Genomic DNA, 23,356 nt, shown 5'->3' with positions numbered 1-23,356 from the left:
CGCTATATTCCGATGGCATTGCGCCCTCTTTATCTTTTTTTTGTTTCCCTCCGTTTCCGTTGGGACTGCAAAGGTAGAAATCTTTTTTGAAATTCCAAAAAACTTTTGAAGTTTTTTTTCTTTTTCTTTTTCCCGATTTCCGCGCTCAACTTCCGTTAAACCCTTCTTTTTTCAGTGGTCACCCCTTCCGAAGTAACCGTCCCTCCCTTGCGGAGTGGTGCAAAGATAGGGAGTTTACTAACAAACTTCCAAGCCTTTTGTTCTTATTTATTTCAATATATCCGTAACTCGCTGTGAACTTGGCGGATTCTTTTTGTAAAACAGCATCCCGGGGGGCGCCGGGATGCAAAAATGGACGGTTATACGGGAAAATGCAGGGAAAATGCAGGGGAAAGACCACAGAAAGGTCGCAGGAACGTGGATGGAGGAACCGGGGAATGCCGCACGGGTCTCGATACCCTGGGCGCAGAGGTTATAGAAAAGGTGGACTCATGTGAAAAAAGTGTCCCGGAGCGAAAAGAGGGCAAAAACAAAGATCATATAGGAAAAGGTAACCCGGAACGAAAAGAGGGACGCTAAACATAACAGCCGCATCCCCAAGGCGCCCTACCACCACGCCGCAGCAGGGACAGAAAGCCGGTATGCCCACAGCAGCGAACTTCCCGCAAAGATAGACGACCACAAACAGAAAAAAAGCCGATGAGCCGCAGCAGGCAGACCGGATCACGGACAGGTATAAAAACCGCAGCCGAAAAAAAGCGCAGACCATCCCGAAAGACAACCCAAAAAGAAGGGGCACCAAAGTAAGGACAAATCTACTGTTTAGTTAGGTTTAGTTTAGGTATTGTTTAGGTTTTAGCTAAACAATACCTAACTATACCCTAACCTAATCGTAGACTATTGCTACTTTAATACTGGGCTTATCATTAAAAAATACCAGGATTGGTATCCCTAAAGGCAAAAGCATCCCCCTTCAGGGTGGTGTTCGCACCTTCCTGCGAACTCCTCCGGCTTTTCTATACCATTTAACTATCGTTTGGATAGGGAAATTCAGAACGTGAGGGGAAGGGGGTACGGCTTCAGGGAGAATTCGTGCTGTTTCCGTGATGAGTCCGAGTTAGGCAGCGAGAACAGCAGTAGGAGTCTGGTCGAACCATGCCAACATCTGCTATCAGGCTCGTTTAAAGCCTAATTCAGCGCAGAAGAGTTTTCCAACCGCGGTTGAAAAGTTCCAAAATAAGCTAAAAAAAATATGGATCATTGGCTGGAAACGCAGTTTTTTGAAGCAAAGCATTCAAAAAACCACGGATCAAAAAATATAAATTGAGCAGTTTACTTGGCATAAAAAGGAATATATATGCCACTACCACCAACAGTTTTGAATAGTATCTCAAATATAATTTAAGATATAGACAGAATTAAGAAGAAAATGCATTTAGGCCCGTGATATCCTGACCAGTAATCAATAAATGAATATCGTGAGTTCCTTCATACGTAATAACCGATTCAAGATTCATCATATGTCGCATAATTGGGAAATCTCCAACAATGCCCATTCCTCCCAAAATCTGCCGGGATTCACGCGCGATCTGTAAAGCCATATTCACATTATTCCGTTTGGCCATCGAAATTTGCTGTGGAGTTGCTTTCCCTTCATTCTTTAAAAGCCCCAAGCGCCAAGACAACAACTGAGCCTTCGTAATTTCTGTCAGAAATTCAGCCAATTTTTTCTGTTGTAACTGAAAACCGCCAATTGGTCGGTCAAATTGCTGACGCTCCAGAGCATATTGAACAGCCGTTTCATAACAGTCGATCGCCGCTCCTATCACACCCCAAGATATTCCATACCGTGCAGAATTCAAACAAGACAGCGGCCCACGCATCGAATTTACCTCAGGCAATACATTTTCAGCGGGAATAAAGACATCATGAAAAACCAGCTCCCCAGTTTTAGAAGCTCGTAAAGACCACTTATGTAATGTTTCCGGTGTTTCAAAACCATCCATTCCACGTTCAACAATTACCCCTCGCACTTTTCCCGCTTCATCGCGTGCCCAAACTACAGCAAGATCACATACTGGCGAATTTGTAATCCACATCTTAGCACCGTTCAATAAAAAACCACCATTACTCGCTGTCAATCGCGTTTCCATCCCTCCGGGATCAGAACCGTGGTTCGGTTCGGTTAAACCAAAAGAGCCCACGAGTTCCCCGGAAGCAAGCCCCGGCAAATATTTACGGCGTTGCTCCTCGCTACCATAGGTATATATCGGATACATCACCAAAGAAGATTGCACCGAAGCCGCAGAACGAACCGCAGAATCACCGGCCTCGAGTTCCTGCATAATCAAACCATAAGAAATCTGATCTAATCCCGCACCACCATATTCTACTGGAATATAAGGACCTAAAGCACCTATTGCACCAAGTTTGGGCATCAACCCCTCTATGGCCTGATGTGCCTGTGCTGCATCTTCTATGACTGGTTTTATCTCTGACCGAACAAAATCCCGAACAGCACGACGCACAAGCTTGTGCTCCTCCGATAAAAGGTCATCCACTTGAAAATAATCAACATTTATTTGTTTCATAATCGTATAGTCTACATTAGCTTCTCTAAGATAATAAAATATTTTCAAACTGAACAATATTCACACAAAACTTGTTTAACAGAATTTTATTCCCTATATTTAACATATTCCACGAATAAAATAAACCATTATGATAAAAAAAGAACTTAAAATACTCGGCATAACATCCCAGAATTTAGGCTCGTCAACAGGCCAAAAGTGGTTTTCTTGTGGTGAAGTATTCGAATCCCTATCTCCTGTAGATGGAAAACTCATTGCAAAAGTGTCAGGTAGCAGCCAGAAGGATTATGAGACAGTCATCGGTGATGCCCAAAACGCTTTCAAAGCATGGCGACTTATCCCCGCTCCCAAGAGGGGAGACATTATCCGTCAACTAGGCGATAAATTACGAGAATTGAAACTGACACTCGGAAAATTAGTCTCCTATGAGATGGGGAAATCCTATCAAGAAGGTATGGGGGAAGTACAAGAAATGATTGACATTTGTGACTTCGCGCTGGGGCTATCCCGACAACTCTATGGCAATACCATTCATTCTGAACGTCCCGGCCATCGCATGTATGATCAATATCATCCTTTGGGTGTAGTCGGTATTATTACCGCCTTTAATTTCCCCGTAGCTGTGTGGGCATGGAATACGGCCATCGCTTTGGTTTGCGGAAACACAGTCGTATGGAAACCTAGCGAGAAAACGCCATTATGTGCCATTGCCTGTCAAAAACTATTAGCAGAAATCCTCCATGACAATGGATTACCTGAGGGTATCTCCAACTTGGTCATGGGCGACAAAGAAGTCGGTGAATGGCTTGCTGCTGACAACCGCATCTCCTTGGTGTCGGCAACAGGATCAACACGGATGGGAAAAGAAGTTGCTGTTACTGTCGCACAACGGCTGGGCAAAACGCTACTGGAACTTGGTGGCAACAATGCGATTATTGTCACCCCAGATGCGGACCTCCACATGACAATCATCGGTGCTGTATTTGGAGCCGTGGGAACAGCAGGACAACGCTGCACTAGCACACGACGACTGATTATCCATGAGAGCATCTACGACAAAGTCAAGAAACAACTGACAAAAGCCTATGGTCAATTAAAAATTGGCGACCCATTGGACACAAAAAATCATGTAGGACCATTGATTGATAAAGCCGCCGTAAAATCATACTTAAACGCACTAGACAAAATTAAAACACAAGGGGGAAAACTTCTAATTAAAGGGAAAGTAATAGAAGGGAAAGGTTATGAAAGTGGTTGCTATGTACAACCTGTTATTGCCGAAGTCGAAAATCATTATGAGATCGTTCAACATGAAACTTTCGCTCCCATTCTATACTTAATCAAGTATCAAGGCGACATAGGCAATGCTATCGCATTGCAAAATGGCGTCAGCCAAGGCCTGTCCTCAGCTGTGATGACAAACAATCTGAGAGAAGCCGAACTATTTCTTAGTGCGGCCGGATCGGATTGTGGCATAGCAAACGTCAATATCGGTACCTCAGGTGCAGAAATCGGTGGGGCCTTTGGCGGAGAAAAAGATACCGGAGGCGGTAGAGAATCTGGTTCGGATGCATGGAAAGCATATATGCGTCGCCAGACAAATACCATTAATTACACAACAGACTTACCATTGGCACAAGGTATAAAATTCGATTTATAAACCATTCAGATTCGAAATTATGAGCAACGTACATGAAAGACTAAGTAAACATATATTGGCAGACGGGTTTCCACTGGTCATGGATATGGAAAAATCGCACGGCTCTTATGTTGTCGATGAAAATGGGGACGAATACCTGGATATGTTTAGCATGTTTGCCTCTATGGCTGTTGGCTATAACCATCCCCATCTGGTTAAGCATCGTGAGTTTCTGGGCAAAATGGCAGTCAACAAGCCTGCTATATCGGACATCTACCCCAAAGAATTCGCAGATTTTGTGGATACCTTCGACCGTGTGGCAATACCAAAAGAACTCCCCTATGCATTTTTTATTTCCGGCGGAGCACTAGCTGTGGAAAATGCATTGAAAGCAGCCTTTGACTGGAAAACAAGACTTAATTTCGCTCAGGGCATACAAAAAGAAGCGAGTCAGGTCATCCATTTTAAACAGGCTTTTCACGGTAGATCGGGCTATACACTCTCTTTAACAAATACGCAGGACCCCCGAAAGTACTTGTATTTTCCAAAGTTCAATTGGCCACGTATTGTAAACCCCAAATTAACGTATCCATTAACGACAGAAAATATCAGCCAAACAATAACCGTAGAGGAGAAAGCAATCGCAGAGATCAATCAGGCCATCCACGACAATCCCAACGATATTGCCTGCATTATCATTGAACCAATACAGGGCGAGGGTGGAGACAATCATTTTCGGAAAGAATTTTTCCAGCAACTGCGCCAGATATGCGACAAGAATGAAATTCTCCTGATTTTCGATGAAGTACAAACGGGGCTGGGTATTACCGGAAAAATGTGGGCTTATCAACATTATGATGTTATACCTGATGTACTTGCATTTGGCAAGAAAGCCCAGGTTTGTGGCATATTAGCCAATAAGGAAAAATTTGATCAAGTCGAACATCATGTGTTTAAGGAATCCAGCCGGATCAACTCCACCTTTGGAGGAGATTTTATAGATATGCTCCGCTTTAAACTAATTCTTGAAGTTATCGAACAGGAAAATCTCTTGGTTAATGCTGCTGAAAAAGGAACTCACCTTAAGAGTAAACTACAAGAAGTTATGAAAGATAGACCGCAGCTCAGTAATTTAAGGGGTGAAGGGTTATTTGTTGCCCTGGATTTTGATTCTGCAGATTCCCGTAACGAATTTATTAAAAGGGCTTATGCCAATAAATTAATTATATTGGGTTGTGGTGAAAAAAGTATTCGATTCAGACCGCATCTTAATATCAGTAAGGAAGATATTGACAAAACGATCATAATCATCGAAGACAGTCTATAAAAAAATGCAGTACTATTGGTGACTCATTCACAAATAGTACTGCATTTTTTTAACAGTATTGACCAAGGTCATTATTTTCTACAAACATTTGGGCGATCTATGTCTACAAGTTCTGATATCCCATATTCATCAAAAAGATCCAATAAGGCATCTGTTCCTTCTTCCAGTTTGAAATCCATCTCTTCCTTATAAACTGGAATCATTGCATAGAAATTAATGATATTGCCATCTTTTGTTTGAAGTTCTAAAAATTTCTCATCAAAGCTCAACATCGGAGGCAATAAGAGCATACAGCCAAAACCGGTATTTGCTATTTCTTCGGCCTCCATCCCATTGGGAATAGTATGGCCATAACCTAACCATGTTTTATACTCATGAGGAAAACGCGCTAACCTTTTCAAAAAGTAGACTGGCCAGTAGTTGTTATCATCCTGAAACTCTTCATCGCCTATTTTCCAATCAGCAGGAAGAACAACCATTAACTCGGCACGCTCATAAGCTTCCTTATCGTCTATTTCCTCTGGAACGTTCATGGGAAGGTCACTCATTCCAGAAGTTACCAGGATATTGTATGGATAATTCGCACTAGGCTTGATCCAGTGTACATCAATATGCACTAATTCGGATATAATTTCGTGAAATACCAGATCTGGTTCAGCTATATATTTTGTCAAATGCTCTTCTATCTCTTCAAGATACACACATTGTACCTCAGGGAATAGGTCTTTCGGATCTTTTTCCTCGGGCTGATCTTCATAACGATATATGGTCGAACCGCCGGCGGTAATTTCAACATCTTTCTTTTCAGTGGAAGATTCATCTTCTCCCCCGCTCATGATTTTTTTGACTTTATCCCAAAATGACATATGAAGTGAATAAATGGTTAATTTCCTAAATTACTTTTGCATTTCAATTATTCAATAACAGCAACTACTGGCTGCCGAAATTTTGTTTTGACTGGCTTTCCCTTGACTAAAGCTGGCATCCACTGTGGTGATTTCCGCATTGCCGCCAATACGGCTTTCGCAAATTCGGGGCTAACCTTTTCCCTATTCTCGATTTCAATATTACAAATAGCCCCATCCTCACAAACGATAAAATTAAGAATTGCAGTCTGTTTAGAGCCATATTTTGCATACGCAACACTATCCATAGCTCCGACAGTTCGTGTCAAATCGAGATTATTCTGTAAAAATCTGGACCAGGCCACCACCCCGCCCTTAAAATAAGGAAAATCATCTACCTTTTGGGCTAGACTATCTGCAGGTATGTTACGAACAGCAGCAGTCTGCGCCCGTGAAGTCAAACAAACGATAAAAAGCAGGGCTGTCGAAACAGTAATTTTAAAATTTGGTGAATACATACCTGATCCTATCCATAATCATACCATTTTAACGCGTATTTGGAGCAACTTATTACTTTATTTTCTTCAGATTCAATTTATAGGCATATCAACATCCGTAACAAAAGCTCCTTGATCATCCAGTAAAAAGCTAATTGGTTGTTCTGGATTTTTAATAATTTCGAACAAGGTCAAACCCCAAGGTTTCCAGAAATTTTCCACTACCTGACCGTAGGTCTTATTCTGCCAATGATCGAATATAGGCTTCATAGACATATCCGCTAACGGCATAGGTTCAACATATACTTTCTGAGGTGTATTTAAATAAGTGTAATCCGGCAGGCGGTTAAAAAGGTAAGCAGAGTAGAAATAGCGCGCACACAACTCTTCAAACTGTATGGGGTGAAGCTTTTTCCCTGCAATTGTCTTCAATATGTCTTCATGATAGATATTGTTTGTTGCATTATCCTGAAGGCAGGCAATAACCGCAAAATCTTTCATTCGAATAGAAAAAATCAAGGTATTTATTTCATCACGATACATAAAAGTATCAGGCGCATTTTCTACTGGCACTACAACAAGGGAAAATGGGAAAGTATTTTCAAATTCCATCGGAACGACCAACGACTGCAACATGGCGTGCAAGTTAGTAAAACGCTGTGCCAGCGCCTGCGAAAAGTTCATATCCTCACCTGAGGCTTTCTGTTGGCGGATTCCAGCAAGAATTTCGTTATAGACAACGCCATAGATAATTTTTGACATCCATTGAAAAAGTAGCAGAGGATCTAATTGGCTGACCGCTTCGTAGCCCTGCTCAAATGATTGCTCAACGGCACGTTCCATTTGTTCTATTGCTTCAGCTGTATCAATCGAACATGGAAGCTTGAGTGACTTATAAGTCACTAGATTCTCATCCAACATTTTGAAAGGCTTATCTTCCAATTGAAAAGATTTCATCATCCAAACAGGAAAGACCTGGATGCTCTCTTCCTCAGACTGAAGTTTATTGCCTGTTAAAAAACAAATAGCTGGATCAAACTGAAATTGTTTGAATGGATTATACAAAGTTGTTGCCATAATGCCAGCAAAGTTAATACAAATCAAAAAGGACACAAGAAAAGGAAAACCTTATTACGATATGGTGACTTGTTTATTGAATTTATTTTATTTTCAGAAATTTTTGAAAATTAAAAAACTATATATAAATTTGAGTAAGAAATAAAAATGAAGATGGAATTACAAGAAGCAAAACAGCAATTTATAGATACTTGGGGAGCGTTGGGTTCCGAATGGGGGATCAACAAATCCGTTGCTCAGGTACATGCATTACTCCTTTCTGCGAGCAATCCTATGTCTACAGACGAAATCATGGAGAAGCTGGTTATCTCCAGAGGTAATGCTAACATGAGTATCCGTCAATTGGTCGATTATGGTATTGTTTACAAAAAACATATTGCAGGAGACCGAAAGGAATATTTCGTTGCGGAGAAAGACGTATTAAAATGGGCGATGAAAATTGCTGTTATGCGCAAGCAAAAAGAACTTGATCCGGTCATGGATATTCTCAGAGAAATCAGCAAAAATACAGAGAAAGATAAAACGCCAGAAGGCAAGGAGTTTCATAAGACGGTAAAAGATATCCAGGTATTAACAGATCAACTCGAAACCATCGCAAACAAACTATTCAATACTAGCGGCGGGGATCTGTTACTAAAATTAATCAAACTAATGATGTAATCTTATGAACTTTAATATCCTTGCTTACGCGATATATGGCTTGCTAACCTGCTACATTATCCTTTGGGTAGGTCGCTTGTTTCACAAAAACGGTCGGATTTTTATTCTTTCGTTGTTTAAAAACAACATTGCACTAACAGACACGACAAACAACTTATTGCTTATGGGATATTATTTGCTCAATATTGGTTATGCCGTCATTCAATTCAGTTACTGGAAACAAATCCAAACATTTGAGGATATGATCAGCAGTATTGCATTAAAAACAGGAACATTATTATTTGTACTTGTCTGCATGCACTACTTTAATATGCTTGGCATTTATTTCTTCGCTAAAAAGACAAATTCATTCACTATTAAATCATAATATCATGGGAAATTTAACAGTTATCGGGTATTTTATTTATCTACCCATTGCAATTGCACTGACCTATTATGTTGCGTATGTGCTTTTCAAAAATAGCATCGTGTACATGAATGATATTTTTGCGGGGCGACCGGAAGTCGCCAATGCGACAAACAATCTTTTCCGGATTGGTTTCTACCTCATGAACCTGGGATTTGCTTTGTATATCCTTGAGATTAGCTTATATGAACCAAGTGTACAGGAACTCATTGAGCGACTCAGCTATAAAATCGGTGGATTCAGCATTTATTTAGGTGTCATGCTTTTTCTGAATATGTTCCTATTCTTCCGGGGCAAAAGAATCGCAAAACAAAGAAGAAATATGCCAGCAACAATTAACGAGTAAAACAGATCTCTAAAAACGGTATTATCATGCCTAAAATAGTTATTGCAGGTGGAACAGGTTTTGTCGGACAATATCTTTCCAAAAGATTCCAAATAATGGGATATCAGGTGATCCTCGTTGGTCGGCAGAAAGGAAATATAACCTGGACCGATACGGATGGCATTTCAGCCGCACTTGAACATGCTGAAATGTTGATCAACCTCGCGGGCAAGTCCGTCAATTGTCGCTATAACGCCAGCAACAAAGCGCAGATATTTTCTTCAAGAACAGAGACCACAAGTATTTTAGGCAAGGCAATTGAAAATTGCAGCCATCCTCCTATTCTTTGGTTAAATGCAAGCACCGCAACAATCTACCGTCATGCAGAGGATCGTCCAATGACAGAAAGCAGCGGTGAGATCGGAACGGGATTTTCCGTCGAGGTCGCAAAGAAATGGGAGAAGACATTTTTCGATTTCCACTTACCCCGCACCAGGCAGGTTGCTCTTCGGATGGCTATTGTCCTAGGCGCCGATGGTGGTGTTATACAACCTTTTAAAAATCTTGTTCGATTCGGTTTAGGTGGAATACAAGGTAATGGTGATCAATATTTTAGCTGGATACATATTGAAGATCTATTCCAGATTATCTTATTTATACAAAAACATCATGAAATAGATGGCATCATAAATTGTGCTGCCCCCAATCCGATTACGAATAAGACCTTTATGGAGACTTTTCGAAGCATCATGCATCGAAAAATTGGTCTCCCCTCACCGAAATGGTTGTTGGAAATAGGTGCTTTATTGATCGGGACGGAAACTGAGCTTTTGTTAAAAAGTCGTTGGGTAATACCGGAAAGATTAGCGGGATCTGGGTTTGGATTTCAATTTCCAACGATTGGAAAGGCTTTAGACGATATTCTAACCGAGAGATAAATAGCTACGATGCTAGCTACAACGTGGGATAGGTATACCTATCCCACGTTAACTTTAAAGTTTTCGAATACAAGTGGAGCATTTACAATAGCTCCCTCACTGTTTTTAACACCCTTAAACTCCGAGGTCTTCCCTTTTTCCAAAAGATTCTTCATCTCTTTTTCTTCCAGAAAAATACCGTTCAATGTTCGCCAGATCTTAAAATCACAACCGCGGGCGTAGTGATCACATTGTGCCACCCGATCATAGAGAAGGATTAAGCCTTTCTCACATTTAGGACATTTGATTTTCCCCTTTTGTTGTGGTTTGACTTCCTCTTGCGCCAATGAAATTCGCAGTGTCAATAATTCTTTGGTAATTTTCGCAGTGTAGTCCTTTATATGTTTCATAAAAACATCATAAGAAACCTTATTGGCCCGCATTTCCTCCAGCTTTTGCTCCCATTTTCCAGTCAATGTTACCTTCGCAATCGAACGATCTTTAACTAGGTTATACACAGCCAGTCCTTTTTCAGTCGGAATCAGTTTTTTCTTATCCCGTTTGATATAGTCGCGCTGAAAAAGTGTCTCTATCGTGGCAGCACGGGTAGCTGGTGTTCCCAAACCGCAGTCTTTCATCGCCTGACGCATTTCATCGTCTTCAATTTCTTTACCGGATGTTTCCATCGCTTTTAAGAGGGAAGCTTCGGTATGGATCGGACGTGCCTTGGTAAAACGCTCAGCAAGTTCCAACGTCAATATTTGCAGTAATTCCTCAGCCAGCAACTTAGGTAACTGCGCGTTCTCATTGTCTTGGTCATCGTTGTTCTTATCTTCATCCGGAGCTTCGATCTGCTCAGCAGAAAGACGCCAGCCGTATTGTTTGATGACCGTCCCTTTTGCGATCAGCTCGACACCTTGTGCATCTATCGTAACTGTGGTGATATCCTTGATACAGACTTCCGAGAAACTCTCGACCATACGCTTAGCAATCATGTTGTAAATATTTTGCTGTTCTTTCAACATGTGGCCGGGCTTTTCATCAGTAACCAACAGCGCATGGTGATCGGTTACCTTTTTGTCATCAACAGAACGCTTATTTAACTTTGCCCCGATTAAATTCTTGGCAATGGATGCAATAGATTCCTCTGCATAATCCGAGAGATGCTGAAAAAGCGCTTCTATCTGTTCGAAAACATCCTCACCGATGTAACGGGATCCTGTACGGGGATAGGTAATAACCTTTTTCTCATAAAGCGTCTGCGCAATACTCAGGGTTTGGTCGGCTGAGTAGCCATATTTTTTGTTTGCATCCTGTTGCAGGGAAGTTAAGTCAAACAATAAAGGGGGTTGTTCCTTTGTCTCTTTGGCCTCTACTTTAGCAACACGCGCATTTGTCCCAACAGTCAATCGAGCGATTGTCTGTTCGGCAACATCTTTTTTATCTATTTTATTTGAAGTAGCTTTAAAGCTTATATTATCTTTCTCAAAGCCTGCCTGGATTTTATAAAATGCCTGCGGCTTAAAATCTTTATTTTCGAGGTATCGCGAGCAGATCATCGCCAAAGTAGGTGTCTGTACTCTTCCCAAAGAAAGAAGTCCTTTGTTACCTGCAGCCAAAGTGATTGCCTGTGTGGCATTGATCCCGATCAACCAATCCGATTCTGATCTCGACCGGGCAGACATATATAAACTATCGTATTCAGTACCTTCTTTTAAATTCGCGAAACCTTCTTTGATGGCCTTATCCGTCTGGCTTGAAATCCAAAGCCGTTTAAACGGCACCTTTGAACCCAAGAAGTAATAGATATTACGAAAGATAAGCTCACCTTCCCGTCCGGCATCCGTCGCTACAATAATTTCTTCGGCCTGTTCTAATAGTGATTTTATCGTATTGAGCTGTTTGACCGCACCGCTATCATCCATCTGCTTTCCGTCCCGTTTGACTTTTTTCGATTCCAGTTTAAAATTTGCAGGGATGATGGGAAGATTGGAAATCGTCCAGCTATTATAACCGTAAGCCTGAGGCGTACACAATTGAACCAAATGACCAAAAGCATAGGTAAAAGCATAGCCATTTCCGGCGATATAGCCATCTTTGACTTCTTTCGCTCCCATCACACGGGCCAGATCACGAGCCACGGAGGGCTTTTCAGCTATTACAACCTTCATTTTAGCGTATTGAGATTTGAATATTGAGATTTGAGATGCTACATGTACATGCCCTTAGCTTATCGAGTACTTTCATTTTACTTTGACAAGATAACTTACAAAAGTAAGCATGATCTTAACAAATCGATAAACAGGATCACTAGTTAACAAACTAAATTGTTCGCAAACCTATTCGATACTCGGAATTGTTATTCCTTTAATCTTACGATAAAGTTCAATGGCATATACATCGGTCATTCCAGAAACAAAATCCAGCACAGAACGGATTTTGGAATAGGAGTCCTGTTTGTCTGTATAAAACTGCTCCGGAATCAAAGCAACTAATTTCTTGTCGTAATTATTTTTGTTCTTTTTGAGGTATGCCGGTACAAACTCTTTCAACAGGGCATCCATAACACGATAGCCTGCAATCTCAATCTGGACTACAGTTGGCGCATTATAGATCTTCGCTATAGAAATTTTCGAAATTTTGCTCATTTGCTTTACAATACTGTCATCCAGTGCATCCATCAATGCGGATGAAAAAGTACCCGATAAAAACTGTTCTTGCTCACGGACAAATACATCAACACAGCCTTTGATGAGGGTATTAATTGCCTTAGCCCGTAAAAGCGCCACACGACTCGGTGTATCAAGCAAACCGTCCAATCGGTCACGAAGATTTTCGGAACCACATAATGGCAACAAAAGTTCTTCTACTTCTTGGTAGGATAATATTTTTAAATGATGCGCATCCTCCAGATCAATGATATTATAACAGATATCGTCGGCCGCTTCGACAAGATACACCAAGGGATGTCTCAAATAGCCCTTGGGATTGGAAGGGTCTCTTAGCAACCCTAACTCGTCCGCAATTTTCTCAAAAGCTTTTTGCTCCTCTGTAAAAAAACCATATTTTTTGCGATGATGGCTTTTTTTGACATGCCCATCGATAGCTAAACAAGGATATTTCACAATAGATGCCAAAGAGGTATAGGTCAAAGCGAATCCTTTTGGATCTTTTCCCTGAAAAGCGTGAGTCAAAATCCGCAGGGCATTGGCATTACCTTCAAAATGGGTCAGATCTGCCCATTCTTCTGCTGTTACCTGTTCCTGATATTTCCGTCCATCTCCATCTGTGAAGTAGGTAGATATCGCAGATTCCCCTGAGTGTCCAAATGCAGGGTTCCCTAAATCATGGGATAGACAGGCCGCCGAGATAATATTTCCGACCTCTTGTAGGAACGGATATTCGGAGTCTATATTTGGGTTTTCTTCCTTTAACTGTGCATAGAACATACGGCCGAGAGAGCGACCTACACTGGCTACTTCCAAGCTATGTGTCAACCTATTGTGTACAAACACAGCGCCTGGAAGCGGAAAAACCTGAGTTTTATTCTGTAATCTTCGAAATGGGGAAGAAAAAATCAATCGATCATAATCCCGTTGAAATTCCGATCGAGCCACAAGGTAGCTATCAGCTGTTCTATCTTCATACCCCCAGCGTTTTGCAGAAAGCAAATCTTTCCAGTTCATTTTTTCAGACATAGCGCAAATATACCATTTCTCCAATAATTGGTTTGAACCAAATCTCAAAATGAAAAATTTTACAGGCAGCTGTTACCGAGGTCATTTTTATACAGGTAATATTCTGTATCTTTAGCTTTCAATACCAACAGGAACAATCATGACTAAATATCAATCACTTATTCCAAAATATTTTGAAGGCATTATAGAGGGGAAAAATACCCATTTACTTTTATTAAAAAATGAGGGTGGCATGCAGGTGCTCTTAACGGATTATGGTGCTCGCATTGTCAGTATCTTAGTCCCCGACAACAAAGGTAATCTGGTTGATGTTGCGCTTGGCTTTGATTCAATTCAGGGCTATCTGGAATCGGACGAAAAATACCATGGATGTACTGCTGGCCGTTTTGCAAACCGTATTGCAAATGGCAAATTTGAAATCAATGGAAATCCGTATACACTTCCTCAAAATAATGGGGTCAATTGTTTGCATGGGGGTATCTCAGGCTTCCACGATAAAGTTTGGGATCGCAGAGTTACCTATCAATCTCATGTAGAATTTTACTATGTTTCTAAAGATGGTGAAGAAGGCTTCCCTGGGAACTTAAAAGTAATGGTTTCTTATACCCTAACCAGAAACAACGAAATCGTCATCAAATACCACGCGCAATCAGATGCTGACACACATGTTAACTTAACAAATCACACCTATTTCAATCTTGATGGAGAAGGGAGTGGAGACGTATTGCAACAGGTGCTTCAAATAAATTCAGATGACGTGCTCTTTGTCGATGAAAATCAAATACCCTATGCGGTCGTACCGGTCGAAGGCACTCCTTTTGACTTTAGAACCCCAAAAAAGATTGCGCAGGATATTACAGAAAATGATGAGCAGCTCATCTCGGCCAAAGGCTACGATCATTGTTATGTCAATAATAAACCAATCTCGCAGCCTTGCGCAACGGTCTATTCAAAAAATACAGGAATACAGCTAGATGTATTTACTACCGAGCCGGGCGTGCAGCTTTACACGGGGAATTGGATGACAGGGAACGACATAGGGAAAAGAGGAAATAAATATTTACCCTATGCGGGATTCTGTCTGGAAACGCAACATTTCCCCGACAGCCCCAATCAAGCTGAATTTCCTTCAACATTGTTAAAAGCCGGAGCGCAATTTGATTCTGAAACGCACTTCAAGTTTTCAATAAAGAAATAACAAGAAAGGACCAAAATCTTTAAGAATTTGGTCCTTTCTCATTGTATTTAAGAGCGTATTCCCCTCCGTGAAAACGCTTCAATTTCATTCGTAAGCTCAACGATACACACCGCTCCTATTTCACCAATTCTTCCAGGGCCTTTTCTACCTTTTCGAATTCGAAAGTCGCTTTCACCTGCTGAAACATGCGCTGAATCTGGTCGTTACAAAGATTCCCGATACTGCCTTCATGTGTATGATTCACCTCCTTGGACGGTTTGAAACGCCCTTCATCAATATCAATACCAATAGTCCGATACGCTTCACGGAAAGGCACACCTTTGAGCACCTCATTGTTTACAACCTCTACCGAGAATAGATAATCGTATTTTGGGTCATCAAGAATATTGTCTTTTACAGAAATATTTGCCAGCATAAACGTGGCTATTTCAAGACATTCATTAAGTGACTTAAATGCTGGGAATAGATTTTCTTTCAACAACTGAAGATCCCTGTGATAACCTGAAGGAAGGTTCGTTGTCATCAAAGCGATTTCATTTGGTAAGGCCTGAATTTTATTACAACGGGACCGAATTAGCTCAAATACATCAGGGTTTTTTTTATGTGGCATTATACTGGAGCCCGTTGTCAAATGCGCTGGAAAGGATATAAAACCAAAATTTTGATTGATATATAGACAGACATCCATCGCGAATTTAGCTAGGGTTGCCGCAATAGAACTCATCCCCTGTGCCAGAATACGCTCGGTCTTTCCTCTCCCCATCTGTGCATAAACTACATTATAATTCAAATCTTCAAACCCTAATAACTGGGTTGTCATCGTTCTATTTAGTGGAAAAGATGAACCATAGCCCGCAGCAGATCCCAGCGGGTTTTTATTACAAACCTTCCATGCAGCTTTCATCATTTCAAGGTCATCCACTAAACTTTCTGCATAAGCGCCAAACCACAAACCAAAGGATGAAGGCATCGCAATTTGAAGATGTGTATATCCCGGAATCAAAATATGCTTATAACGCTCACTAAGTTGAATCAATTCATTGAAGAAAGATTCCGTATTCTGAATAATATTTTGGATTTCGGAACGGAAATATAATTTCAGATCTACAAGTACCTGATCATTGCGGGATCGACCTGAATGAATTTTCTTTCCTGCTTCACCGATACGCTGTGTAAGTAGCATCTCAACCTGTGAATGTACATCTTCTACCGAATCTTCAATCTGAAAATCCCCTGCTAAAATTTCTTTATAGATATTTTTCAATTCCTTCTGTACCACAACAAGATCTTCATCAGTCATGAGGTTGATACTATTTAACATACGTGTATGCGCCAAAGAGCCCAATACGTCCGCTGCTGCAAGTTGTAGGTCCATCACACGGTCATTACCTACAGTAAATGATTCCACAAATGAATCAACATCTATATTTTTTTGCCAGATTTTCATTAATATATTTTGTTTTATGATAACGAAATTATGATGAGCCGATTATTCATTTCGGTTTAGCTGCTGCTCATAGCCCACAATAATTTTCTCAGAATATTTATTTGTATGTCATTATATCCCCGCATTAAAGACATTTATATGCCTTACAGCGATAAGTTTTTTTATATCCATCACACGATCATACGCTGTATCCATTTTTTTTTTGCGCATGAAACAATCATAAGCTCATTATACTATCTGCGGTTCTAAAACGATCGAATTGATTACGGATATTTATATATATTATTAACATGACAAAAATACCAATTGCAAATGGTTATATCAATGCCAAGCTGTTTTAGGTTCAACATTATTCATGGAAAGGGTAAAAAGTAGAATTTTTGACGTAGGAAAAACGCTGTTACAAAAAAAAACAAATGTTAAAAGTTTGTTAAATCGCAATAAACACATTTTATAAGTAAGCACTCACTTTATTTTTAAAACTTATTTTGTCAGTTTTTTAAGTATTCCTATGTTTGTAGTGTAAGGGAGATGAAAAAATAAAAGCCGGTAAGGTTAGTAAATACTTACCACTTTAAATACACCGAATTTTAGAACCAAATATGATAGACCCCAACGTCTTAAAACTTGCAAGAAATTACCTAACCAATTGTGAATCGAAATTTAAAGGCACGTCAAACCAAGATGTGCCTTTTTTCGTATTCATACCACTGGAGTTAGTCAACATGTAGCGTATATTCTTGCCTAAAATACTTATCTTTGTGTATCATATTGAGAATATTCAACATAAAACGTATACGATGGGAACAGAAAGCAAGAGACAGCAACGTTTTGCTGGGGTCATTCAACAGGATTTAGCATCATTATTTCAACGCGATGGCAAGGCATGGGCTCCAGGGGCATTCATTACGGTTACACGTGTTCGAGTTACTCCCGATCTAGCTATCGCACGTGTTTATTTAAGCTTTCTAAACACGAAGACTGCACAGGAAGATATTAAAGCTATTCGTACCAAAACATCTGAGATACGCTATAAGTTGGGATCAAAAATTAAAAACCAGGTAAAAATTGTCCCTCAATTGGACTTTTTCCTTGATGATACCAATGAATATGTGGAGCACATGGACAAATTATTTGAAGAAATAAGTAAAGAGCCACGCCAACCAGAAGAATAATATACCTTAAACTGGCTGATCTAAGAATCAATGATATTTGAACTGGATAGCAAAAAGCTGGATTTTCCACATCCGAGCTACGCCGAAAAAGATGGCCTATTGGCCATCGGAGGTGACCTTTCGGCTGAACGGCTATTATTAGCTTATAGCAATGGTATTTTTCCTTGGTTTAGTGATGATAGCCCAATATTATGGTATGCCCCTAATCCACGCTTCGTCATTTATCCATCCAAGATAAAGATCAGTAAGAGTATGGCTTCGTGTATACGGAAGAATACATTTTCTATCTCCATAGACAAAAACTTCGATGAAGTCATTAGATCTTGTTCTTCGATCAATAGAAAGGATCAAGATGGAACATGGATCACAGAAGACATGATCAGGGCCTATACAAACCTATATACCATGGGCTATGCCCACTCTGTTGAAGTGTCGCAAGAGGGGGTACTTGTAGGCGGACTTTATGGCGTTCTGATCAATGGTGTATTTTGTGGAGAAAGCATGTTTTCCAAAGTACCTAATGCATCCAAAGCTGCGTTGATCTATCTCGCACAAGAAATAGACCTACAGTTGATTGACTGCCAATTTCATACCGTCCATTTGGAGAGTATGGGCGGTGAATACCTTCCCCTATTAGATTATTTAGCAATACTAACAAAAGATCCAAGATATGAACAGCCCCTATAGCAAACATTTCGATATTGACACAGCGATAACTTACTTGACTACACCTGGCTCAGGTCTACTTTCACGTGAAACAAAACAATGGCGTGCGCAACGGGACCAAGAATTCCATGATTCGAACACAACACTTCGTGAACAACAGGCTGCTGCCTTGGATTCCTGCAGAAATACACTTGGACAATTCTTCAATTGCTCCGGAAACAACGTTTTTCTGTCAAGCTGCTTTTCTTTTGCATTCAACGCATTGTTAGCGGGCCTACCTAAGCATTATAAGGTTCTGCTTTTGGATAATGATTATCCTTCGGTAAATTTCCCAACAATAATAACTGGGTTTGAGCACAGCTTCGTCACTATGGACGAACAGCTTGAGGCTAATATATTGGATGCTATAGCTAACTTTAAGCCAGATGTACTTATTCTATCGATTGTTCAGTATATCTCTGGTTTAAAAATAGACCTTTCTTTTATACAGGAATTAAAACATCAGCATCCTGAATTGCTAATTATTGGTGATGGTACACAATTTTTAGGAACAGATTTATTTGATTTTAATTCCTCAGGCTTCGACGCTGTGCTAAGTAGCGGATATAAATGGCTTATGGCTGGATTCGGAAATGGTTTTATTCTATTAAACGATCGGCTTAAAGAAATCCTCTACGCTGACATACAGAAAAACTACAGTTATCTCAACAATCAATGGATGAATAAATCTGTCGTTCAACTTTGTTTTGAACCGGGGCATTTGGACACCTTAGCTCATGGAACCCTACAACAGTCTCTGATGCAGTTTGAACAATGGGGTTATCCTGAAACAGTTTCATACACACAAGATCTGGTGGCGCAAGCGCGAGTTGAACTGGCCAATAGAGGGCTACTACTGGATAGCATTATCAATAGGCGTCCACAAAGCAATATCTTCAATATACAGATTAACCCAAACAATTTTCAACTCCTGATAGATGAGGGTATAAAATGTTTTCCTCGCGGCACTGGCATTCGTGTTGGATTCCACCTCTACAATGACCATGCAGATCTTGAAAAGCTATTACATATTATAGATACAAAAATAAATTAACCATGAAATTTAGAATAGGCGACTTAGTCAGGTTTGTAGATGAGCCCATTGAAGGACATATCACTTCCATGCAAGCCAACAATATTGTAGGAGTAACGGATGAAACAGGATTCGAAATTCCTGTTCCTATGGACAAGATAACCCTCGTTTTTGGAAATATGCGACGAGCGGATGATGAGCTTGATCAACATGCAACTCCGTTGACCCCAAACCGATTTATCGAAAAAGGGATTTTACTGGCCATTTCCGGAGATCACAAAGATGGATTAGCCAAGTTGTATATCATCAATGAGACAAGTTATGAACTCCTCGTATCGGTTTCTGAAGCTACAGCAAATAAAGTGAAAGGACTTTTTAGCAATAAAATACCACCACATGATTTCATCCAATTCTATACAGGAAACTTTGCTAATGTGGGTAAATGGCCAACATTCCGTTTTCAAATCATTAGACATAGCAGCAGTTTGCAGGAACTGACTAATCCGATCAATAAGGAACAACGTGTACGTCCTGTGGACCTGACTAATCCAAAGGTGCTTCATGAAATTTTGGATGAAAAAATCTGGTCTTATGAACTGGACAAAATTGAAGAAGATTTAGGGCTAGATAAATTAAAGACGCATTTTATACCGCATCGTCCAAACAAAAAATAAGCTAGATAAATTATCTAGCTTATTTTTTTAATGCCCTATTCATTTGTTGCCCCAATCTTCTTTGTGCTCAACAACAACAACAGAATACCGATTAGATAGACTATCCAGCCCCAACGCATATGGAGTGATTTGGAAAGCAGTTTGTCCGCAAAACCCCAGTCAAAATAGTTGTTGATTTTAAACCATACTGCAGAAACACTTAATAGATACCAACATGCTGCCAATCTGGTCATCCATTGATAGGCGCGAACCGCACGAACAAAAAATAACAATGCTGTTATTCCCAAAATCAGCATAGTAATAAAAAATAAATAGGCGTCCACCTGATAAAGGTTCCAATTACCTTTGATAGGAACTTTTAAAAATGGAGTCATACTGGACAAAAAACAAACGATAAGTCCAACAATGGCAAAATACTTCCTAATGATGACCATGGTTCAAATTACTTTAAAATTGACACGAATATAAGTTGAATATCGCCACTTATATAACTTGTCTTCAATTTTCTGAAAAATTAATCTATTTTTAAAACGAAATTCTCGTACAGAATTCCGAACAAAGAGCTATACCTCAAAAAATAACAGTAAAGCGAGCAAAATTAATCGCGTAATAACTGGGTTAGAAGAGTATTTGAAAGGAATTCCTACCTGAAAGTTTATTTTAAATTTAAGCCGGATATTAAACATGAAAAGAGCGTTTGAAGAAACTGCAGCGGAGCAGATACCACAGCCGAAATCAAAGAAAAAAAAATATATTTTTTTCGGAATTGTCTTGCTATTGGCCATACTTGCCGGTGGGGGATATTATAATTTTGTCAAACGGCAAGACCTTCATGCTATACCTGTAGATAGTGCAGCAACAGCCGTAGACGGATTTGAGAATGCAGATCCAAAGGATCTCGAAGAGGCCGATGGCTGGAGCTCCATTGATGACTACGCCCATTGGAACAATGCCATCTTTACAATCCCTGAATATGACAATATTCCATTACGTTACCGCAGAGGCATTACAAAAATCTTTATGGGGAATAGCTACCTGGAACCTTCTGGTGATAAGCCCATCTATAAATTTACCCGTATAAAGGATCGTGCAAAATCGGTATTCTGTTACGGTAATTTTACTGATCGTCATGACGCAGATAATTGGAACAAAGAAATGGCGTTTCTTGTCGAAAAGAATGACTATCAAAGCAGTGCGATCTGGATTATATCAGCAAAAGGAGATATTTTGTTTTGGAAAGAATATTCCAGTGAACTTCCTTTGATCAATAGTTTTAAAAAAGGACAGAAGATTTTTATGGATGAGATGAAATTAGTGCCCGCTCCAGCCGATGGAATTATTGTTAAAAACAAAAGTTCTAAATATGCCTTGATTTACAATAAAGGAACAAAAACTTTTGATACCTATTATCAGTATAGTGACAGTGAAATTAAAGAAGCAACCACTGCTGAAGAGGGCCCTTATATGGAGGAATTGGAAGACATAACTATAGACTCAGCACAAACAAATACAGGCAATAATGAATAGTTTAATGCCTTCGGTAGACCGAGATTTTCATCACACATCAACGTGATGAAAATCATCTATTCGAAAAATAAAATATAACACACTAAATTACAACTTATTAATCACAAAAAACATCTATTTAAAATCTTTCTAAATTAATCCCTTTGACAGATTTTTGACACAAGCACAAAGCATTTAAGCTACATTTGTACCGTTAAATATAAGCGAGGGATTAGAGCTTTGAAAAATCTTAAAGTATTAGCGTTTACTCATAAACATGTCGAATTAAAAGATCTAGGTAATCTAGTGATCTGCAATGAGGATTTAGAAAGTCGCCTCATTAGCCTAAAGCACAGCCTAGATATTCCGGAGATCTTTTACATTGGTACTTGTAACCGGGTAGAGTTTGTATTTTATGGAGCTCACGAATTGACCAACGAATTTATTGCGGAATTTATGGGAAAATTGAATTTCTGTGTTCCGCAAGAGCGACTTCAATGTTATTTGGGTCAGGTCAACAAATATGAAGGAATGGATGCTTTACATCATTTACTTCGTATGTCCTGCTCGCTTGAAAGCTTGGTTGTTGGAGAAAAAGAAATCTTAGCGCAGGTACGTAGAGCTTATGACCGCTGTAGAGAAGCTGGTTTCACGGGTGATTTCCTTCGTCTAATGATGGACAGATTGGTAAAGACAGCAAAAGAAGTTTATACCTATACTAAAATTTCCAGAAACCCGATTTCCGTTGTCTCTCTTGCCTACCGCAAACTACGCGAATTAAAGTTAATTGAAAACCCTAGAATCGTCATTATCGGATCAGGGGAAACAAACCAAAACTTAGCGAAATATTTCCAAAAAAATCAAAAAGCCAAATTTGTCGTTTTTAATCGCACGCTTGAAAACGCAAAAGCATTAGCTGAGGAGTTAAACGCTGAGGCGTATCCGCTTGCTAGCATTAACGAATACAAAGAAGGTTTTGATATTCTGATTACATGTACCGGTGCTCCAACATCAATTATTGATAATACCTTGTACCAATCACTATTAAATGGTGAAACCGACAAGAAAATTATCATTGATTTAGCTGTTCCAAATGATATTGATGCCGAAGTAATCAAAAATCACCCGATTCATTACATCGAAGTCAGTAGTCTGCAAGCTATTGCGGAGAAAAATATCCAGGAACGTTATAATGAATTGGATAGTGCAGAAAAAATCATCCAAGACAATATTCAGGAATTCTTACCACTCATCAAACAGAGACGTGTAGAGGTCGCCATGCGTGAAGTTCCTGAAAAGATTAAAGAAATCAAATCATTTGCTTTAAACGAGGTCTTTGCCCAAGAAGTACAGGCATTGACACCTGAAGCAAGAGAAGTATTGGAAAAAGTCATTAACTATATGGAAAAGAAATACATCAAAGTTCCAATGGTAATGGCGAAAGAGATTTTGGTTAAAACACCTGAGATCGAGAAAAACTAATTATAATCATTTCCTGACAAAATACATGTGTTACTTTCTTAACAGGTGACCAACACTGGTGTTCGTATGCGGTTTCCTTTTTGTCATAGCCCTACCGCTATTCTAATTTTCGGTTTATCAATCATTTCCTTTTAGATAATGACAGTAACGTGTC

The 23,356-nt window shown here is 39.8% G+C and carries 22 protein-coding genes; 14 read left to right on the top strand and 8 right to left on the bottom strand.

Annotated features, from left to right (window positions below):
- Positions 1 to 351 precede the first annotated feature (351 nt).
- The gene (locus LC454_RS21985) at positions 352 to 579 is read left to right on the top strand and encodes a hypothetical protein (RefSeq protein WP_223584595.1); all 228 of its coding nucleotides are present in this window, start codon (positions 352 to 354) and stop codon (positions 577 to 579) included.
- 839 nt (positions 580 to 1,418) lie between these two features.
- On the opposite strand, the gene LC454_RS21980 is transcribed toward LC454_RS21985, so the two are convergent.
- The gene (locus tag LC454_RS21980; protein ID WP_223584594.1) at positions 1,419 to 2,591 is read right to left on the bottom strand and encodes an acyl-CoA dehydrogenase family protein; all 1,173 of its coding nucleotides are present in this window, start codon (positions 2,589 to 2,591) and stop codon (positions 1,419 to 1,421) included.
- Positions 2,592 to 2,721: 130 nt separating this feature from the next.
- Here LC454_RS21980 and LC454_RS21975 point away from each other — a divergent pair, with 130 nt between their 5' ends.
- The gene (locus LC454_RS21975) at positions 2,722 to 4,251 is read left to right on the top strand and encodes an aldehyde dehydrogenase family protein (protein ID WP_223584593.1); all 1,530 of its coding nucleotides are present in this window, start codon (positions 2,722 to 2,724) and stop codon (positions 4,249 to 4,251) included.
- A gap of 19 nt (positions 4,252 to 4,270) precedes the next feature.
- Positions 4,271 to 5,557, top strand: a complete 1,287-nt coding sequence (gene lat / locus LC454_RS21970; RefSeq protein WP_223584592.1) for an L-lysine 6-transaminase — start codon at positions 4,271 to 4,273, stop codon at positions 5,555 to 5,557.
- A gap of 71 nt (positions 5,558 to 5,628) precedes the next feature.
- Here the strand turns inward: lat and LC454_RS21965 are convergent, their stop codons facing one another.
- The 3 genes from LC454_RS21965 to LC454_RS21955 form a co-directional block, all read right to left on the bottom strand.
- Positions 5,629 to 6,393, bottom strand: coding sequence for a suppressor of fused domain protein (locus tag LC454_RS21965; protein WP_223584591.1), 765 nt, complete (start codon positions 6,391 to 6,393; stop codon positions 5,629 to 5,631).
- Between the two features lie 77 nt (positions 6,394 to 6,470).
- Positions 6,471 to 6,920, bottom strand: a complete 450-nt coding sequence (locus LC454_RS21960) for an energy transducer TonB (RefSeq protein ID WP_223584590.1) — start codon at positions 6,918 to 6,920, stop codon at positions 6,471 to 6,473.
- A gap of 72 nt (positions 6,921 to 6,992) precedes the next feature.
- Positions 6,993 to 7,976 carry a hypothetical protein gene (locus tag LC454_RS21955; RefSeq protein ID WP_223584589.1) on the bottom strand — a complete coding sequence of 328 codons (984 nt, stop codon included), beginning with the start codon at positions 7,974 to 7,976 and terminating at the stop codon, positions 6,993 to 6,995.
- 153 nt (positions 7,977 to 8,129) lie between these two features.
- Between LC454_RS21955 and LC454_RS21950 the strand changes: the two genes are divergently transcribed.
- From LC454_RS21950 to LC454_RS21935, 4 genes are read left to right on the top strand one after another with little or no spacing between them, the layout of a single operon-like run.
- Positions 8,130 to 8,636, top strand: a complete 507-nt coding sequence (locus LC454_RS21950) for a GbsR/MarR family transcriptional regulator (protein WP_120261913.1) — start codon at positions 8,130 to 8,132, stop codon at positions 8,634 to 8,636.
- A gap of 4 nt (positions 8,637 to 8,640) precedes the next feature.
- Positions 8,641 to 9,003, top strand: a complete 363-nt coding sequence (locus LC454_RS21945) for a hypothetical protein (protein WP_223584588.1) — start codon at positions 8,641 to 8,643, stop codon at positions 9,001 to 9,003.
- Between the two features lie 4 nt (positions 9,004 to 9,007).
- The gene (locus LC454_RS21940; RefSeq protein ID WP_120261664.1) at positions 9,008 to 9,388 is read left to right on the top strand and encodes a hypothetical protein; all 381 of its coding nucleotides are present in this window, start codon (positions 9,008 to 9,010) and stop codon (positions 9,386 to 9,388) included.
- 26 nt (positions 9,389 to 9,414) lie between these two features.
- A complete protein-coding gene (locus LC454_RS21935) occupies positions 9,415 to 10,305 on the top strand; it encodes a TIGR01777 family oxidoreductase (RefSeq protein ID WP_223584587.1) in 891 nt (296 codons plus the stop codon).
- A gap of 38 nt (positions 10,306 to 10,343) precedes the next feature.
- Here LC454_RS21935 and LC454_RS21930 read toward each other — a convergent pair whose 3' ends face one another.
- The gene (locus LC454_RS21930; RefSeq protein ID WP_223584586.1) at positions 10,344 to 12,455 is read right to left on the bottom strand and encodes a type IA DNA topoisomerase; all 2,112 of its coding nucleotides are present in this window, start codon (positions 12,453 to 12,455) and stop codon (positions 10,344 to 10,346) included.
- A 168-nt stretch (positions 12,456 to 12,623) separates the two neighbouring features.
- Positions 12,624 to 13,982, bottom strand: a complete 1,359-nt coding sequence (locus LC454_RS21925; RefSeq protein ID WP_223584585.1) for a deoxyguanosinetriphosphate triphosphohydrolase — start codon at positions 13,980 to 13,982, stop codon at positions 12,624 to 12,626.
- A gap of 139 nt (positions 13,983 to 14,121) precedes the next feature.
- On the opposite strand from LC454_RS21925, the gene LC454_RS21920 reads away from it, so the two are divergent.
- Complete coding sequence (locus LC454_RS21920) at positions 14,122 to 15,180, top strand: aldose epimerase family protein (RefSeq protein WP_223584584.1); 1,059 nt, start codon at positions 14,122 to 14,124, stop codon at positions 15,178 to 15,180.
- A gap of 115 nt (positions 15,181 to 15,295) precedes the next feature.
- On the opposite strand, the gene argH is transcribed toward LC454_RS21920, so the two are convergent.
- Positions 15,296 to 16,627, bottom strand: coding sequence for an argininosuccinate lyase (gene argH, locus LC454_RS21915; protein ID WP_223584583.1), 1,332 nt, complete (start codon positions 16,625 to 16,627; stop codon positions 15,296 to 15,298).
- Between the two features lie 800 nt (positions 16,628 to 17,427).
- Between argH and rbfA the strand changes: the two genes are divergently transcribed.
- From rbfA to LC454_RS21895, 4 genes are read left to right on the top strand one after another with little or no spacing between them, the layout of a single operon-like run.
- Positions 17,428 to 17,802 (top strand): 30S ribosome-binding factor RbfA, encoded by a 375-nt coding sequence (gene rbfA / locus LC454_RS21910; RefSeq protein ID WP_223584582.1) that lies wholly within the window; start codon positions 17,428 to 17,430, stop codon positions 17,800 to 17,802.
- Positions 17,803 to 17,832: 30 nt separating this feature from the next.
- Positions 17,833 to 18,489, top strand: coding sequence for a leucyl/phenylalanyl-tRNA--protein transferase (gene aat, locus LC454_RS21905; protein WP_223584581.1), 657 nt, complete (start codon positions 17,833 to 17,835; stop codon positions 18,487 to 18,489).
- Positions 18,473 to 19,561, top strand: coding sequence for an aminotransferase class V-fold PLP-dependent enzyme (locus LC454_RS21900; protein ID WP_223584580.1), 1,089 nt, complete (start codon positions 18,473 to 18,475; stop codon positions 19,559 to 19,561). Before aat ends, LC454_RS21900 begins: the two co-directional genes overlap by 17 nt.
- Positions 19,562 to 19,563: 2 nt before the next feature.
- Entirely contained in the window at positions 19,564 to 20,214 is a 651-nt protein-coding gene (locus LC454_RS21895; protein ID WP_223584579.1) for a hypothetical protein, read from the top strand.
- 35 nt (positions 20,215 to 20,249) lie between these two features.
- On the opposite strand, the gene LC454_RS21890 is transcribed toward LC454_RS21895, so the two are convergent.
- The gene (locus LC454_RS21890; RefSeq protein ID WP_223584578.1) at positions 20,250 to 20,648 is read right to left on the bottom strand and encodes a hypothetical protein; all 399 of its coding nucleotides are present in this window, start codon (positions 20,646 to 20,648) and stop codon (positions 20,250 to 20,252) included.
- 250 nt (positions 20,649 to 20,898) lie between these two features.
- On the opposite strand from LC454_RS21890, the gene LC454_RS21885 reads away from it, so the two are divergent.
- Entirely contained in the window at positions 20,899 to 21,741 is an 843-nt protein-coding gene (locus LC454_RS21885) for a hypothetical protein (RefSeq protein WP_223584577.1), read from the top strand.
- 219 nt (positions 21,742 to 21,960) lie between these two features.
- The gene (gene hemA / locus LC454_RS21880) at positions 21,961 to 23,202 is read left to right on the top strand and encodes a glutamyl-tRNA reductase (RefSeq protein ID WP_223584576.1); all 1,242 of its coding nucleotides are present in this window, start codon (positions 21,961 to 21,963) and stop codon (positions 23,200 to 23,202) included.
- Positions 23,203 to 23,356: the final 154 nt, after the last annotated feature.

The sequence above is a fragment of the Sphingobacterium sp. GVS05A genome, from assembly GCF_019969845.1.
Classification (GTDB): domain Bacteria; phylum Bacteroidota; class Bacteroidia; order Sphingobacteriales; family Sphingobacteriaceae; genus Sphingobacterium.
Note: the sequence above shows the minus strand (reverse complement) of the source record. Positions and strands in the feature narration are given on the sequence as shown.

Excerpts from the sequence above, each read along its gene's own strand:
- LC454_RS21920 (WP_223584584.1), top strand. The coding sequence starts at position 14,122 with ATGACTAAATATCAATCACTTATTCCAAAATATTTTGAAGGCATTATA.
- argH (WP_223584583.1), bottom strand. The coding sequence starts at position 16,627 with ATGAAAATCTGGCAAAAAAATATAGATGTTGATTCATTTGTGGAATCA.
- LC454_RS21895 (WP_223584579.1), top strand. The coding sequence starts at position 19,564 with ATGAAATTTAGAATAGGCGACTTAGTCAGGTTTGTAGATGAGCCCATT.
- LC454_RS21925 (WP_223584585.1), bottom strand. The coding sequence starts at position 13,982 with ATGTCTGAAAAAATGAACTGGAAAGATTTGCTTTCTGCAAAACGCTGG.
- rbfA (WP_223584582.1), top strand. The coding sequence starts at position 17,428 with ATGGGAACAGAAAGCAAGAGACAGCAACGTTTTGCTGGGGTCATTCAA.
- LC454_RS21900 (WP_223584580.1), top strand. The coding sequence starts at position 18,473 with ATGAACAGCCCCTATAGCAAACATTTCGATATTGACACAGCGATAACT.
- LC454_RS21975 (WP_223584593.1), top strand. The coding sequence starts at position 2,722 with ATGATAAAAAAAGAACTTAAAATACTCGGCATAACATCCCAGAATTTA.
- aat (WP_223584581.1), top strand. The coding sequence starts at position 17,833 with ATGATATTTGAACTGGATAGCAAAAAGCTGGATTTTCCACATCCGAGC.
- LC454_RS21930 (WP_223584586.1), bottom strand. The coding sequence starts at position 12,455 with ATGAAGGTTGTAATAGCTGAAAAGCCCTCCGTGGCTCGTGATCTGGCC.
- LC454_RS21955 (WP_223584589.1), bottom strand. The coding sequence starts at position 7,976 with ATGGCAACAACTTTGTATAATCCATTCAAACAATTTCAGTTTGATCCA.
- LC454_RS21945 (WP_223584588.1), top strand. The coding sequence starts at position 8,641 with ATGAACTTTAATATCCTTGCTTACGCGATATATGGCTTGCTAACCTGC.
- LC454_RS21935 (WP_223584587.1), top strand. The coding sequence starts at position 9,415 with ATGCCTAAAATAGTTATTGCAGGTGGAACAGGTTTTGTCGGACAATAT.
- LC454_RS21890 (WP_223584578.1), bottom strand. The coding sequence starts at position 20,648 with ATGGTCATCATTAGGAAGTATTTTGCCATTGTTGGACTTATCGTTTGT.
- lat (WP_223584592.1), top strand. The coding sequence starts at position 4,271 with ATGAGCAACGTACATGAAAGACTAAGTAAACATATATTGGCAGACGGG.
- LC454_RS21950 (WP_120261913.1), top strand. The coding sequence starts at position 8,130 with ATGGAATTACAAGAAGCAAAACAGCAATTTATAGATACTTGGGGAGCG.
- LC454_RS21985 (WP_223584595.1), top strand. The coding sequence starts at position 352 with ATGGACGGTTATACGGGAAAATGCAGGGAAAATGCAGGGGAAAGACCA.
- LC454_RS21885 (WP_223584577.1), top strand. The coding sequence starts at position 20,899 with ATGAAAAGAGCGTTTGAAGAAACTGCAGCGGAGCAGATACCACAGCCG.
- LC454_RS21960 (WP_223584590.1), bottom strand. The coding sequence starts at position 6,920 with ATGTATTCACCAAATTTTAAAATTACTGTTTCGACAGCCCTGCTTTTT.
- LC454_RS21940 (WP_120261664.1), top strand. The coding sequence starts at position 9,008 with ATGGGAAATTTAACAGTTATCGGGTATTTTATTTATCTACCCATTGCA.
- LC454_RS21965 (WP_223584591.1), bottom strand. The coding sequence starts at position 6,393 with ATGAGCGGGGGAGAAGATGAATCTTCCACTGAAAAGAAAGATGTTGAA.
- LC454_RS21980 (WP_223584594.1), bottom strand. The coding sequence starts at position 2,591 with ATGAAACAAATAAATGTTGATTATTTTCAAGTGGATGACCTTTTATCG.